General features: G+C 71.6%; 13 protein-coding genes. 6 read left to right on the top strand and 7 right to left on the bottom strand.

Features of this window, described 5'->3' with window-relative positions; genetic code table 11:
* The first annotated feature begins 93 nt into the window (after positions 1-93).
* Entirely contained in the window at positions 94-870 is a 777-nt protein-coding gene (locus ACIA1L_RS03545; RefSeq protein ID WP_396070890.1) for a DUF5995 family protein, read from the top strand.
* Positions 871-934: 64 nt separating this feature from the next.
* Here ACIA1L_RS03545 and ACIA1L_RS03540 read toward each other — a convergent pair whose 3' ends face one another.
* The 7 genes from ACIA1L_RS03540 to ACIA1L_RS03510 form a co-directional block, all read right to left on the bottom strand.
* Positions 935-1462 carry a hypothetical protein gene (locus ACIA1L_RS03540; protein ID WP_396070889.1) on the bottom strand — a complete coding sequence of 176 codons (528 nt, stop codon included), beginning with the start codon at positions 1460-1462 and terminating at the stop codon, positions 935-937.
* A gap of 41 nt (positions 1463-1503) precedes the next feature.
* A complete protein-coding gene (locus ACIA1L_RS03535) occupies positions 1504-2853 on the bottom strand; it encodes a sensor histidine kinase (RefSeq protein WP_396070888.1) in 1350 nt (449 codons plus the stop codon).
* Positions 2846-3544, bottom strand: coding sequence for a response regulator transcription factor (locus ACIA1L_RS03530; RefSeq protein WP_396070887.1), 699 nt, complete (start codon positions 3542-3544; stop codon positions 2846-2848). The genes ACIA1L_RS03535 and ACIA1L_RS03530 overlap by 8 nt, the downstream gene beginning before the upstream one ends.
* 53 nt (positions 3545-3597) lie before the next feature.
* The gene (locus ACIA1L_RS03525; protein ID WP_396070886.1) at positions 3598-3972 is read right to left on the bottom strand and encodes a VOC family protein; all 375 of its coding nucleotides are present in this window, start codon (positions 3970-3972) and stop codon (positions 3598-3600) included.
* Between the two features lie 149 nt (positions 3973-4121).
* Positions 4122-5222: a calcium:proton antiporter gene (locus ACIA1L_RS03520; RefSeq protein WP_396070885.1), complete on the bottom strand. Its 1101-nt coding sequence runs from the start codon at positions 5220-5222 to the stop codon at positions 4122-4124.
* 26 nt (positions 5223-5248) lie between these two features.
* Complete coding sequence (locus tag ACIA1L_RS03515; RefSeq protein ID WP_396070884.1) at positions 5249-5896, bottom strand: response regulator; 648 nt, start codon at positions 5894-5896, stop codon at positions 5249-5251.
* Positions 5889-8102: a sensor histidine kinase gene (locus ACIA1L_RS03510; protein ID WP_396070883.1), complete on the bottom strand. Its 2214-nt coding sequence runs from the start codon at positions 8100-8102 to the stop codon at positions 5889-5891. The genes ACIA1L_RS03515 and ACIA1L_RS03510 overlap by 8 nt, the downstream gene beginning before the upstream one ends.
* A 170-nt stretch (positions 8103-8272) precedes the next feature.
* On the opposite strand from ACIA1L_RS03510, the gene ACIA1L_RS03505 reads away from it, so the two are divergent.
* The 5 genes from ACIA1L_RS03505 to ACIA1L_RS03485 all read left to right on the top strand — a co-directional run.
* The gene (locus tag ACIA1L_RS03505) at positions 8273-8905 is read left to right on the top strand and encodes a hypothetical protein (protein WP_396070882.1); all 633 of its coding nucleotides are present in this window, start codon (positions 8273-8275) and stop codon (positions 8903-8905) included.
* A 216-nt stretch (positions 8906-9121) separates the two neighbouring features.
* Positions 9122-10123: a glutathione S-transferase family protein gene (locus ACIA1L_RS03500; RefSeq protein WP_396070881.1), complete on the top strand. Its 1002-nt coding sequence runs from the start codon at positions 9122-9124 to the stop codon at positions 10121-10123.
* Between the two features lie 33 nt (positions 10124-10156).
* Complete coding sequence (locus ACIA1L_RS03495) at positions 10157-13027, top strand: SWIM zinc finger family protein (protein WP_396070880.1); 2871 nt, start codon at positions 10157-10159, stop codon at positions 13025-13027.
* Positions 13024-14085 carry an AAA family ATPase gene (locus tag ACIA1L_RS03490; RefSeq protein WP_396070879.1) on the top strand — a complete coding sequence of 354 codons (1062 nt, stop codon included), beginning with the start codon at positions 13024-13026 and terminating at the stop codon, positions 14083-14085. Before ACIA1L_RS03495 ends, ACIA1L_RS03490 begins: the two co-directional genes overlap by 4 nt.
* Positions 14078-14437: DUF5682 family protein (locus ACIA1L_RS03485; protein WP_396070878.1), on the top strand; the 360-nt coding region annotated here is incomplete at its 3' end. The genes ACIA1L_RS03490 and ACIA1L_RS03485, both read left to right, overlap by 8 nt.

The following is a 14437-nucleotide window of genomic DNA, read 5'->3' as shown; positions in this document are numbered from 1 at the left end:
TCGTGGTCGTTCGGGGGAGCATCGCCCGGCGGCCGGCGTCGCCGGGCGGTGCTGAAGGTCCTCCGCCGAAGACCAGCGCCGCGTGGAGGAACCATGATCACCGAGTCGTCCGTCTGGGGGCCCGTGCGTCAGGAGATGGCCGACGTGTTGTCAGGCCACCCCGATGACGTGCCGGCCGTGGTCGCCCAGCTCACCAAGCTCCAGGACGTCCTCGAGCGAGTGCCGCCGTTGTTCGTCAGCAATCCCCTCGCCGACTTCAACAAGCTCTACCTGACCATCACGACGTGCGTGCTGGAGCGCCTCTACGCGGGCAAGTTCGCCGACCCGGCCTTCCTGTCCCGCCTCGACGTCGAGTTCGCCGCCCGCTACTTCGACGCACTGCGCCAATGGTCCGACCTGAGCGCCGGCTGCCCGAGAGCCTGGTCCGTGCTGTTCCACCGGATTCCCGGCCCGGACGCCCGCCCGCTGCCCTCGGCCGCCGCCGGGGTCAACGCGCACATCAACTACGACCTGCCGTTCGCCCTGGTCACCACGTTCGACCATCAGGGCTGCGACCCGGTCGACGACAGCGACCAGCACCGCGACTACCTGCAGATCAACGACATTTTCGCCGAGCAGATCCCGGACCTGCGCCGCGGCTTCCTGGAGAAGTGGCAGCTGTTCATCGATCTGATGAACGGCGACCTGGACGACCGGTGGCAGGGCGGGCTCGTGGAATACACCCGCAACGTCGCCTGGCGCAATGCGCAGCGGCTCTGGTCGGTCCGCCACGACCTGGAAGCCGTCGGCCGCGAGCGCAATCGGCTCGACCGCACCACCGAGGCGTTCGGCAAGCTGCTGCTCTCACCCATGGGCGCGATCCTCCAATAGCACTGCACCGAGGGGGCGGGGCAGGGCACGTGCTCGACGGCAAACGAGCGCGGGCCCTGACCTACTACCGGATCGCGATGAGGCGCGCCGCCGCCTTGTCGCCGTCCTTGGCGCCGGCCACACCGACCTCAGCACCGATCTTGAGGTCGCCGACCTTGACTGCCTTGCGGTTCTGCACCACCCGAACCTTGTCGCCAAAGACCCACGTCTGCGCAAAACCATCGGTGGACTTCACGGTCACCGACGTGGCGTCGACCGCGGTGACGGTGCCGCGCTGGACGACGATCGTGCGGTCACCGTCCTTCGCTCGTACGGTGATCTCGCCGTGGACCGTGTTTTTGCGCAGATGCTGACGCAGGCCGGCCCGCTTGCCGTCCTTCTTCTTCTCCGCCGAGGCCGCCGGGGTGGGAACGTCGCCCAGGCCGGTCTCCATGCCGACTTCGGTGAGGGCGTAGGCCTCACCGGCGACATCGACAGCGGCAACGCCCGGTGCGGCAGCCGGGGTCGAGCCGGCGGCGCCGCAGCCGGTCAGCGCGAGCAAGCCGGTCAGGCCCAGCGTGGTCATGGTCAACGCGATGCGGGTTCGAGTCATAGCGGCAAGGTTGCGCCGGGCATGCACGGACCCGATCAGCGTCATGTTCGAGCCGAGTAAGGAAGCGTCACCGTGAACATCGCCCCACCCTCGGGGGCGTGACCTGCCTCGATGCCGCCGCCGAGCCGGCCGACCAGCCGCGCAGCTAGCGCAAGACCGAGACCACTGCCGGTCTTGCGGACATGCCGGTAGCGCTGCTGTAAGGCACCCCGCTCGAAAGCAACGGCAAGATCCTCGTCGGTGAAACCCGGTCCGCCATCGCGAATCTCGACGATCCCACCGTGCTCCCCCTGCCGGACCGCCAGCACGAGCGGCGCCCCGGCCGGAATCACCCGTAGCGCGTTCTCGCACAAGCCGTCCAGCACCTGCCGGATTCGGCCCGGATCGGTGTCGACCTCCACCGCCGTCGCCGGCAGTTCGACCGACAGCCGCGGCCCGTCAGCACCGCAGCGCGGCGCCCATGCCTCCCCCGCCGAGCCGACCAGGTCAACCAGGTCCACCCGGACCACGTCCACCGGCAGGTCGGCGGCTTCCAGCCGGGACAGCACCAGCAGGTCCGAAATGAGCCGCTCCAGCCGGTCCGCCTCGGCAAGCATCGTCGCCCCGGCCCGCGGCGCGCCGTCCGCCTCGATGACCCCGTCGGCGAGCGCCTCGGCATAGCCGCGGATCGTCGCCAACGGCGTCCGCAGCTCATGCGAGACGGACAGCAGGAAATCCCGCTCCCGACCCTCACTGACCTGCAGCGCGGCACCGAGCTGATTCAGCGCCGCCGCCAACTCGGCGGCCTCGGCGGGCGGTCGCACGGCCAGCCGAACCGACCGGTCCCCGGCCGACAACCGCCCGGCGGCCAGCGCCGCCTGCCGCAACGGCCGGGCCGTGAAGTGGGCCAACAAGGCCCCGGCGCCCACACCGCCCAGCAAACCCGCAAGCAGGGCAACCCACACCCCACCGAGGACACGGCTGGCCGTGCCCGACACGGCGGGCCGGATCAACACCACGCCGCTGTCGACGCCCCGCAGCGGACGGCCGGCGATCAGGGCCGCCTCCCCCCGGACCACGCCCCGGGTGTCCACCACATTGCCGGCGGCCACCTGCGTCACGACCCGCTCGGGCAAGCCGGATTGATCGACGACCCCGCGCCGGATCAGGAACACGTCGATGTCATCCGCCCGCAGCCGGGCGACAATCCGTTCCCGCGCCGTGCGCTTGTCGTCGCTCAGCAACTCCACCGCCAGGGCAGACTTCTCCATCAGCTCGGAGCGGGCCGCGTTGTTCGCCGAGCGGACCGCGATCGGCAACGCCACCAGCGCCGTGATGATCACGGAAACCACCGCGGTGGCGGCGGTGACGAGGACAGTCCGCCCCGCGAGCGTGGCAAAGAACCTACGCATCGGCGGTATAACCGACCCCGCGCACCGTGCGGATCAATCCGGCGGCAGACCCCAGCTTGGCGCGGACCTGGGCAACATGCACGTCGACCGTACGGGTGCCGGCGTGCGCGGCGTACCCCCAGACACCGGCCAGCAGCTCCTCCCGGGTGAAGACCCGGCCCGGCCGATTCAGCAGGTGGCCCAGCAGGTCGAACTCGGTCGGCGTCAGCGCCAACTGGGCACCGTCCACGGTGACCTGGCGGCGGGCCGGGTCCAGTGACACCGGCCCGAGGCTGCGCACCCGGCCCCCGTCCGGCGGCCCCGCGGCCCGGCGCAGCAGCGCCCGCACCCGGGCCACCAACTCGCGCGGGCTGAACGGCTTGGTCAGATAGTCGTCGCCGCCCAGCTCCAGACCCAGAATCCGGTCAACTTCGTCATCGCGGGCAGTGAGGAAGACAATCGGCGTCCAGTCGCCTTCCTCGCGCAGCTTCCGGCAGATGGCTGTGCCTTCCATGCCCGGCAGCGAGATGTCGAGGATGCACGCCACCGGTCGCAGTCGGCGGGCCGCGGCGAGCCCGCCGACGCCGTCATGTTCCACGTGCACACCGAAACCGTCACGGCTGAGATAGAGCCGGACGAGGTCAGCGATCGGGCGCTCGTCCTCGACGACCAGGACCAGGCCCTTGCCGGAAACATCACTCACCCGGCCCATTCTGCCGCCGCGCGCCGGTGAGCAGTGTTCGGGTCAGGTACGGATCTGCAGGATCAGGCGTTCTGCCACAGCCCGATCAGGTTGCCCTCGGTGTCGCGGAAATACGCTGAGAAGCCCATATCGCCCACCGGCTCGCGGCCCACCTCGACCTTGCCGCCCAGCTTCTCGATCTGCGCCAGGCTGGCGTCCATGTCCTCGACCCCGATGGTGATCACCGGAACGTTGATGCGGTCCTCCCGCGCGAACATGCCACCGTTGATGCCGCCCGCCTCGCTGGGCCGGCCGTTCTCGTCGGTCGGCGTCGTCGTGGCGAGCGTGTAGGGCATCCCCGGCATCGGATTGAGCTGCCAGCCGAAGGCCTCGCGGTAGAAGCCGTGCGCCCGCTCGGCATCGTCGAACGGGACCTCGAAATGAACGACCTTGTCCATTACCCCTCCTCAAGGAATCAGGCTTGTCTGTGCACTCGACGCTAGACCCGACCACCGACAAAAACGCCCGCCGCCGACCCGAACGGGTGTCGAGGTCGGACGGCGAGCGCACGAGGGAGTAACGCTGACGCTACGGGCTGCCGGCGAGGCTACGGGCTGCCGGCGAGGAAGAGGAACACCGCCAGCAGGCTCAGGTGGATGCCGCCTTGCAGGACGTTCGCCCGTCCCGGCACCACCGTGAGCGTGCCCACCACGACGGTCAACCCGAGCAGGACCATCTGGGTGCCGCCCAGACCGAGCAGCAACGGACCGTCCAGCCAGATCATCGCCACGGCGATCGCCGGGATGGTCAGGCCGATGCTGGCCATCGCGGAGCCGAGGGCCAGGTTGAGGCTGGTCTGCATGCGGTCCCGGGCGGCAGCGCGGACCGCGGCGATGGTCTCCGGAAGCAACACCAGCAGGGCGATCACCACGCCGACGACGGCCTGCGGCATACCGGCACCGGCCACCGCGTTCTCGATCGCCGGGGAGATGCCCTTAGCCAGGCCAACCACGGCGATCAGTGCGACGAGCAGCAGGCCGAGGCTGCCCCAGGTGGCCCGATTGGTGGGCAGGTCGACGTGCTCCTCCTCGTCGATCACCTTGCCGGAGGTGGTGATCGGCAGGAAGTAGTCCCGGTGCCGGCGGGTCTGGACCAGGACGAAAAGCAGCCAGAGCGCAAGGGACGCGACCGCGGCGAAGGCGAGCTGGGCGGGCGAGAACTGCGGACCCGGGCGGCTCGTGGTGAAGGTCGGCAGGACCAGGCTGAGCGTGGCGATCGTGGCGACCGCGGCGAGCGCTCCGCCCGTACCTTCCGGGTTGAAGACGGCGATCCGGCGGCGGACCGCGCCGACCAGCAGGGACAGCCCGAGGATGCCGTTCAGGGTGATCATGACGGCGGCGAAGACGGTGTCGCGGGCCAGCGACTGGGCCTTCTCGCCACCGCTGATCATCAGGGTCACGATGAGCGCCACTTCGATGATCGTGACGGCGACCGCCAGCACCAGCGAGCCGAACGGCTCACCGACGCGGTGCGCCACCACCTCGGCGTGATGCACGGCCGCGAGCACGGCCCCGGCGAGCAGCAGACCGATGCCGATCACGAGGGGCGGTGGCAGGTCACGGCCCCACGTCAGGATGAGTGCGGCCACCGCGACGACCGGGACGTAGGTGGTCCAGTGAGCAAGGTAGGAACTGATTCTTGAAGCCACAAATACACCCTGCCAGATGTGGCTGACTACCGCCCGAGACCGGCGTCACGAGCCCGGACGATCGCCTCGGCCCGATCCGCAACCTGCAGCTTGGCGAAAACGGTCGACACATTGTTGCGGACCGTTTTCGGCGACAGGAACAGCGCCGCGGCGATCTGACCGTTGGAGCGGCCCGCCGCCAGCAGGTCCAGAATCTCCCGCTCCCGCGCAGTGAGCTGCGGGAATGCGGCGGCGGGCGGGGTGGGTCCGGCAGCGAAGAACTGGGCGATCCGGGCCGCCAGCGGGGCGCCGAAGACCGCACCGCCGGCCGCGACCGTGGTGATCGCCCGGACGATTTCCTCCTGTTCGGCGCCTTTGACGAGATAGCCGCGGGCACCTGCCCGGATGGCCGCGAACACCGTGCCGTCATCCTCGGACATGGTGAGCACCACAATGCCGACGTCCGGGGCCTGCGCCACCAGCTCCCGAGTGGCCTCGACGCCGTTCAGCTCCGGCATCTGCACGTCCATCACCACCACGGCCGGGCGCAGTCGCAACGCCTCGGCGACCGCCGCACGGCCGTTCGCCGCCGTGGCGACCACCTCGATGCCGTCGACCGAAGCGAGCAGCATCGACAGCCCGTCCCGGAAGATCGGATGGTCGTCGGCAACCAGCACCCGGATCGCCTCAGCCATGCGCCACCTCCGCGGTCACGCCGGCCGGTCCGGCTGCACCGTCGGCGCCCACCGGCAGCCGGGCCGTGACCACTGTGCCGCCGCCGTCCGGGCACTCTATCCGGCAATCGCCGCCCAGCTCGGCGGCACGCTCGCGCAGCGACACCAGACCCACCCCGGAGGGGGTGCCCGCGGGAATGCCCACGCCGTCGTCGGCGACCTCGACGACAAGATCAGCGCCGATCCGGGACAGCCGGACCCGGGCCGAGGCCGCATGCGCATGCCGCGTCACGTTCGCCAAAGCCTCCGAGGCGATCCGGTACGCCGCCACCTCCACCGCCGCCGGCAGACCCTCGCCCTGCGTTCCCTCCACCGTCACCGTCAAGCCGGGTGCGCGGAGTCGTTCGGCTTGCTGACGTACGGCGCCGAGCAGCCCCACATCGTCCAAAGCCGGTGGCCGCAGATCGTGCACGAGTCGCCGAACGTCCGCCAGCGCCGCGGTCACGTCCTCGCGTGCTTGGCGCAGCAACCGGTCCGCTTCCTCAGGCTTGCGGGAGGCCAGGTTCCGGGCAGTGTCGATGCGCAGGCCCACTCCCCCGAGCGTCGGCCCCAGCCCGTCGTGCAAGTCACGTCGCAACCGGCGCCGCTCCTCCTCCCGGGCCGCCACGATCCGCTCCCGCCCCCGCTGCAACTCGGCCGCCAGGTACGCCGTCCGCGCCGCAATGGCCGCCTGCCGCACGATGTCCCCCAGCAACCGCTCGTCTGGAGTCGACAACGACGGCAGCCGCGCCGGCAACACCAGCCGCCCCACCGTCTCGCCGCGATAGGTGATCGGCAGCGCCCGCGTCCCCGCCGGCGCCGCCCCGAACGCCGCGACCACGCTCGCGCCGCCGGGCCGGTCCACCTCGACGGCCACGTACGGCACTTTGAACGCGGCGGCGACGCCCCGGGCCACGGCGACGAGCTGGTCCTCGGGGCGGTCTCGGTGTTCCAACTGCTCGGCGAGCCCGGCGACCACCCCGTACGGGTCGTCGCGGCCGCCCCGCGCCAGCCGACGCACGAGCAGCCAGAGGCGTTGCCGCAGCGGGCCGTACACCGCGGTGACCAGCAGGAGGGCCAGCACAGCGGCGTCCCGTTCGGCGAGCCGTTCCCCCAGCACTGCGCTCGCCACGCCCAGCACGCAGGCGTCCACCACGAGCACGGACGCCGCCATGGCGGCATAGAGCAGCGTGCCGCCGAGCAGCCGGTCGATGTCCACCAGCTGCGGCGCGACGATGCCGATGGTCAGGGCCAGGCCGGTGAAGCCGACCGCCACCGTCAGCCCGAGCGACGTCCAGGCCTGCGGGAGCACCGTCGTAGCCAGCATGACCAGAACGTCCACCACCGCCGCCCAGAGCAGCCAGCGCATCCGGGCCCGGCGCCGCGGATCGCCCGCGGACCGCCGGTACCGACCCACCACCACCGCGAAGGGTACGACCAGACTGACCGGCACCAGCGCACCGGCGACAGCCACCAGCGCTGCCCACACCGGTGTGGGCAGGGCGATCGTGGTGGGATCGAGGTCCAGCCCCGCGAAAGCGGCCGGGAGCGGCAGCCCGGCATCATCTTGGGCCACCCCGGATGGCGTGAACAGGAGCACGAGCGGCAGCAACGCGGTGCTCGCCAGTCCGGCTAGAGCGGCTAACCGCCAGCGCCCACGCGGCAACCGCCCGTCCGGGTAGAGCAGCAGGATCAGCGGAAGCGACAGCAGCAGCGAGGCACCGAGCCGTTGATAGAGCCAGAACGACAGGGCCGCGCCGGGCAGCGCCGGGTCGCTCATCGTCGCGTACGCCAGCCACGCGCAAGCCGCGCCGTCGACTGCCCAGTGCACGCCGGTGATCAGCAGGACCCACGCCACCGGATGCCGCGGCAGACGGTGCAGCAGCAGCGCGCCGGGAGCGCAGAGAAACGCACCCGCCACGCCCGCCACCCAGCCCAACTCCAGCTGAGTGGCGACCCGGTGCGACGCAGGCACCGCGGCGTCCACGACCGCGGCGGTCACGACGGCGGCCAGCGCCACCACGAAGGCGGCGACGCCGATGATCCCCGGCAGCACGCGCCGGGAAGCGGACGTGGACCGGCCTTCGGCTGGCGGCGCGGGGGCCGGGTCGCGCTCTTCGGCCGGCGGCGCAGGGGCCTGCGCACTCTCGTCGGCCGGGGGCTGCGCGGCGGGGACGGGCGTGGTCACTGAAGCATCGTCGCAGCGAAGGTGTCCCGCGGGCCCGAGGACGCGTGTCCCGGATTTCCCGGGACATTTTCGGGGACCGGGCCGGGGGCGCTCGGCCCTGCCGGCCCGGGACGCCGTCCCGGCAAAGTCACCGGTGTCAACGAGGACATCGCTTCCGCAGGGAGAACGCCATGACGATCACCACCGCACCCGGCCAGGCTCGCACCGACGTCACCACCCCAGCCCTGGCCGCCGCCGGCAGCCGGCAGGTCCGCACTACCGGCATCGCTGTCGCCGCCGGCTCGCTGATCTGGGCCGCTTCCATGGCCGCGGTCAACCCGCAGTCGACCGCGAACGCCGACATCATGCTCACCGACCTGGGCGCCATTCCGTTCCAGCTTTCGCTCTTCGCCCTGGTCACGACGCAGCTCCGGACGGCCGCGACCGGCACCTCCCGCGTCGCCCGCGGCATGCTCCGCGTCGAATACGGCCTGCTCTCGCTGGCGACCTTGTGGACTGTCCTGCACGGGCTGGTGCCCAGCTTCCGCGACGACACGTGGCTCGCCGTCCTCGATGCCTTCTGGCCGCTGTCGATGCTCGGCATGTTCATCATCGGCGTGAAGATCGCCTTTGCGGGTCGCTGGCGGGGCCTCGCTCGCGGCTGGCCCCTGGTGGCCGAGAGCTGGGCCGTGGTCAGCGTCCCCGCATTCGGCATCCTGGGTGCCGAGGCGGGCCGCTTCGTCGGCGCCGGCCACCTCCTGATCGGCTACGTGGCCCTCGGCCTCATCCTGGCCCTGCGACCGCACCTCACCGCCCGCCCCTGACCAGCAGGAAGACCCGGCCGGTGTGTCGGGTCTGTCTGCTTTTCGAGCGCAACCACTCACGCAGGTCGCCGGGGTGGGTCGAGCGTTCAGGGCGCCCCGCGCCCTGCTCGGCCCGCCCCGGCCCTCGGCGTGAGCAGCGGTCTGCACCCACCACCCCGCTACGACAGCAGCAGTTGACCTTGCTTTCAATCGGCGAAACCAGGGAATGATGACCTCATGGCTTACGTGTCGCAGAGCGGTGAGTTCACCCGAGACCAGCGCTATATCGCCACCCGCATCACCGCCGACGGCCGCGACGGCTATCCGGTCGAGCCGGGCCGCTACCGCCTGGTGGTCAGCCGGGCCTGCCCCTGGGCCAACCGGGCGATCATCGTCCGCCGACTCCTCGGCCTCGAGGACGTCCTGTCCCTCGCGATCGCCGGGCCGACCCACGACGAGCGGAGCTGGACCTTCGACCTCGATCCGGGCGGCCGCGACCCGGTCCTGAAGATGGAACGGCTGCAGGAGGCGTTCTTCCGGCGCTTCCCCGACTACGACAAGGGCATCACCGTGCCGGCGATCGTGGACGTGCCCACCGGTCAGGTCGTGACAAACGACTTCGCGCAGATCACCCTCGACCTGTCGCTCGAATGGACGAAACACCACCGCGACGGCGCACCCCAGCTGTATCCGCCGGCGCTGCGGGCGGAGATCGACGAGGTCAACGGGTACGTGTTCAAGGACGTGAACAACGGCGTCTACCGGGCCGGCTTCGCGGGCTCGCAGGAGTCGTACGAGCAGGCCTACCACCGTCTCTTCGACCGGCTGGACCAGCTGTCGGACCGGCTGACCGCTCAGCGTTACCTGGTGGGCGACACGATCACCGAAGCCGACGTGCGGCTGTTCACCACGCTGGTCCGGTTCGACCCGGTCTACCACGGTCACTTCAAGTGCAACCGCAGCAAGCTGAGCGAGTTGCCGGTGCTGTGGGCGTACGCGCGGGATCTGTTCCAGACGCCCGGCTTCGGGGACACGATCGACTTCGTCCACATCAAGGCGCACTACTACGAGGTGCACCGCGACATCAATCCGACCGGCATCGTGCCCGCCGGCCCGGACCTGAGCGGGTGGCTGGCTCCACACGGGCGGGAGAGCCTCGGCGGGCGGCCCTTCGGCGATGGCACTCCGCCGCCGCCACCGAAGGCCGACGAACAGGTGCCGGCCGGACACGGGGTCTGAGAAAACGTCGTACCCCGCTTCTAGAGTCTCGGTGTGCCTGTCGAACGTTGGTCCCCCGCCCAGGTCACCGCCGTCGCCCCGGACGCCGGGTCCCTCAAGAGCGCCCGCGGTGTGGCCGCCCGCGCGAAGTGGCAGGAGCTCGGCCGCCACGACGACGTCCTGTGGGGACTGTGCAAGGGCAGCGGGAAGAACCCCTATCAGGTCTGTGTGGACCTGGCGAGCCCCGCCTATAAATGCTCCTGCCCGAGCCGCAAGTTTCCCTGCAAGCACGCGCTCGGCCTGCTGTTGATGTGGGCCGAGGGCACCGCCGCCGACCCGTCGACCACCCCGCCGGCATTCGTGACCCAATGGCAGGCGAGCCGCACGGCCCGCGCCACGGCCGCCGCCACCAAGGCGGACCGACCGGCTGATCCCGAGGCGGCCCGCAAACGCGCCCGGCAACGCCAGGAACGGGTCGCCGCGGGCATGGCCGAGCTGGGCCGCTGGCTCGACGACCAGATCCAGCAGGGCCTGGCGCACGCCGAGCGGTCCGGCCGGGCGCCCTACCAGACGATGGCGGCGCGCCTGGTCGACGCGCAGGCGCCGGGCGCCGCCGCCGCGGTCCGCCGGCTGGGTGACGTGGCCGGCATCGGGCCGCAGTGGGCCGACCGGCTGCTGGGCGAGCTGGCGATGCTGCGTCTGCTGGTGGCCGGGCACGAACGGCTTGACACCCTGCCCCCGGCGACCGCCGCCACCGTCCGCGCACGGATCGGATTCCCGATTGCCACCGAGGATGTGCTTGCCACACCGCCCGTGGCCGACCGCTGGCAGGTGCTCGGGCAGACGGACAGCGACGACGGCACCATCGTCACCCGCCGCACCTGGCTCCGCGGCGTCGAGAGTGGACGATTTGCGCTGCAGCTCTCCTTCGCGGCACCGGGCCAGGCATTGGCCGCCGACCTCGTGCCCGGCACCTCATTCGACGGCGACCTGTGCTTCTATCCCGGCGCGGCGCCGCTGCGAGCGCTGGTCAAAGAACGGCGGTCAGCCCCGCAGCCATTGGCCGCGCCGAGCGGCGCGGTCGAGGTGCGTGCCGCCCTGCCCGGTTGGGCAGACATTCTCGCTGCCGAGCCATGGCGATTCGACGCCCCGCTGCTGCTGGCCGACGTGACGCCCAGCGCCGACGGGTTCCTCACCGGCTCCGACGGTGCAGCGCTCCCCTTGGCCGCCGGGCATCGGGAGCCGTGGTGGCTGCTAGCCGCCGCCGGTGGGTCCCCCGCCACGGTCGCCGCGGAATGGACCCCGATGGGTCTGCGCCCGCTCGCCGCCTGGGTGGCCGGCCGGTTCCTGCCGGCTGCTCCCCCGGCTCCCGCCGGCACGCCTCGCCGCAGCCCTGAGCTGCCACCCGCTCTGCTGGCGGCAGCCCTGGTCGGCACCGCCCGCAAGCCGTTCACCGCCACGACCGTCGAGGTCGGGGACCGCACGATCACCCTGGGCACCGGCTGCTCGCTGCTCGAGGCCGCTGCCACAGCACTGGTCTACCGACGCGCAGGCACCACACCATCCACATTGCACCCGGCGGTGCCGGCCGCGCCCGCAGAGACCGAGCCGCCGCTGCCACCTGCCGCGGGCGCCCGACTGCTGCTCCTGCTCACCGACGGCGGCGCGCCCGGCGGCGCCCAGCAGGCACAGGAGCTGCTAGCTCAATGGCTCGACGCGGCCGCGCGGCACGGCGGTCACGTCCCGCCGGAAGCACTGCCCGCCCTCCTCGACGCGGGCCGCCGCAACAGCGTCGTCCGCGCCGACATCGGCCGGGTCGCCGGGGAACGCGGCCGCTGGCTCGCCGCCCAACGGCCGGAATGGCAATGGTTGCGCGCCGAAGCGCCCGGCACGGCCGTCGCGGAGGACCCCGAAATCTGGACCACGGGTACGGGTGGCGAACGCCTGGCCCACCTCACCCGCCTCCGCACCACCGACCCGGCCGCCGCCCTGTCCCTGCTCCGCAGCACCTGGGCCAGCGAGACATCCGAGAATCGCGCCCGGTTCATCAGTGCCCTGCACACCGGGCTGTCCCTCGCCGACGACGAGTTCCTGGAAGCTGCGCTCGACGACCGGCGCAAGGAGGTTCGCGAAGCTGCGGTGGAGCTCCTTCGCGAGCTGCCCGGCTCACGGCTCGCCCAGCGGATGACGGCCCGCGCCTTGGCCGCTGTCAGCCGGGAACGCCGCACCCTGGGCCGCGACCGATTGACCGTCAACCCACCCACCGAGCTGACCGCCGACCTGCGCCGCGACGGCGTCGCCGCCCAGCCCGCCCGCGGCACCGGCGTGCAGGCCTGGCTGCTGGAAGAAGTCGTCGCCGGCACCGACCTGTCCGCCTGGACGCCGGCGCTCGGCCGCGACCCGGCAGCCGTCATCAGCCTGAGCCACGGCACCGACTGGGAGGGCGCGCTGCTGCACGGCTGGGCCAAAGCCGCCATCACCCAAGCCAATCCGCACTGGGCCGCCGCGCTCGTGCACCACGACTCCCGAGAGAAGGCCCCGAGCCTGCGCGAGGCGGTCCGATGGGACCTGCACCTGCTGCTACCTCCCGCCGACCTCGCCCGCATCGCCGCCGACTTCCTGCGCCGCGAAGACCACCTCGCCCACCGGCTCCTCGCCGTCCATCCCGGCGCCTGGCCCGACGAGCTCGCCGTCGCGGTCATCGACACCATCGCCCACCGCGCCCGTACCGACCGGCACAGTTGGCAACTCGCCGAGCTGTGCCGGGCCGCCGCGACCGCCATGCCACCGGCCTACGCCACCCCCGTCGCCGCCCTCGCCACCCGGCTCGACCAAGACTCGGCCGACCCGTCCCGGATCCGGCCCGTCGCCGACCTGGCCCGGATCCTCACCTTCCGCCACGAGATGCTCCAGGAGTTCAAGTGACCGCGTTGCGCCCGCACGCCGAGCAGCAGTACGCCGACGAACTGGCCCTGCTCGCCACGACCGACGACCGGCCCCGCCCGCCCGGCTGGCGGCTCTCCCCGCAGGCCGTGGTCACCTACCTGCTGGGCGACGGCGCGAAGATCACCCCGAAATATGTCGGCCCGCGCCGACTCATGGAAGTGGCAGTGTCCACCCTGGTCACCGACCGGGCGCTCCTCCTGCTCGGCGTCCCCGGCACCGCCAAGACCTGGGTCGCCGAACACCTCGCCGCCGCCGTCAGCGGCGACTCCACCCTGCTCGTCCAGGGCACCGCAGGCACCGCCGAAGAAGCCATCCGGTACGGGTGGAACTACGCACGCTTGCTCGCCGAAGGCCCCACCGAGGCCGCGCTCACCCCCAGCCCCGTCATGCGCGCCATGCAAACCGGCGCCATCGCCCGCGTCGAAGAACTGACCCGGGTGCCGTCCGACGTCCAGGACGCCCTCATCACCATCCTGTCCGAGAAAACGCTGCCCGTTCCGGAGCTGAACACCGAGGTCCAGGCCCAGCGCGGTTTCAACCTCATCGCCACCGCCAACGACCGAGACCGCGGCGTCAACGAGCTCTCCAGCGCCCTCCGTCGCCGCTTCAACACGGTCGTGCTGCCGGTGCCCGCCTCCGCCGACGACGAGGTCGACATCGTCACGCGCCGGGTCGCCCAACTCGGCCGCTCCCTCGACCTGCCCGAGGTGCCCACCGCGCTGGAGGAAATCCGCCGCGTGGTGACCGTTTTCCGCGAGCTGCGCAACGGCATGACCGAGGACGGGCGTACCAAGCTCAAATCCCCCACCGGCACCCTGTCCACCGCCGAGGCCATCTCCGTCATCACCAGCGGCATGGCCCTGGCGGCCCACTTCGGCGACGGCCGTCTCCACCCCGCCGACGTCGCCGCCGGCATCCTCGGCGCCGTCGTCAAAGACCCCGTCTCCGACAGCGTCGTCTGGCGCGAATACCTCGAAACCGTGGTCCGCGAACGCACCGAGTGGCGCGACTTCTACCGCGCGGCGCGAGATGCCTGAGCGCCACTACGGCATCCGCCACCACGGTCCCGGCTCCGCCCGCGCCGTCGTCCAGGAACTCGACCGGCACCCGCCGTCCATCCTTCTGGTCGAAGGCCCACCGGAGGCTGACGACCTGGTGCACTGGGTCGCCCATGCGGGCCTCGAGCCCCCGGTCGCTCTGCTGGGCTATGCCGCCGACGATCCCCGGCGGTCCGCATTCTGGCCCTTCGCCGTCTTCTCGCCAGAGTGGCAGGCGATCAGCTGGGCGGTGCGCAACGGGGTGCCCGTGCGCTTCTTCGACCTGCCCTACGCCTACCGACTCGCCGACGACCCGGCTCCTGCCACCCCATCCGCACCTATCACGCCGTCC

This window comes from Actinoplanes sp. NPDC051859 (assembly GCF_044452725.1).
Taxonomy (GTDB): Bacteria; Actinomycetota; Actinomycetes; order Mycobacteriales; family Micromonosporaceae; genus Actinoplanes.
This window is presented reverse-complemented; position numbering and strand designations above follow the sequence as displayed.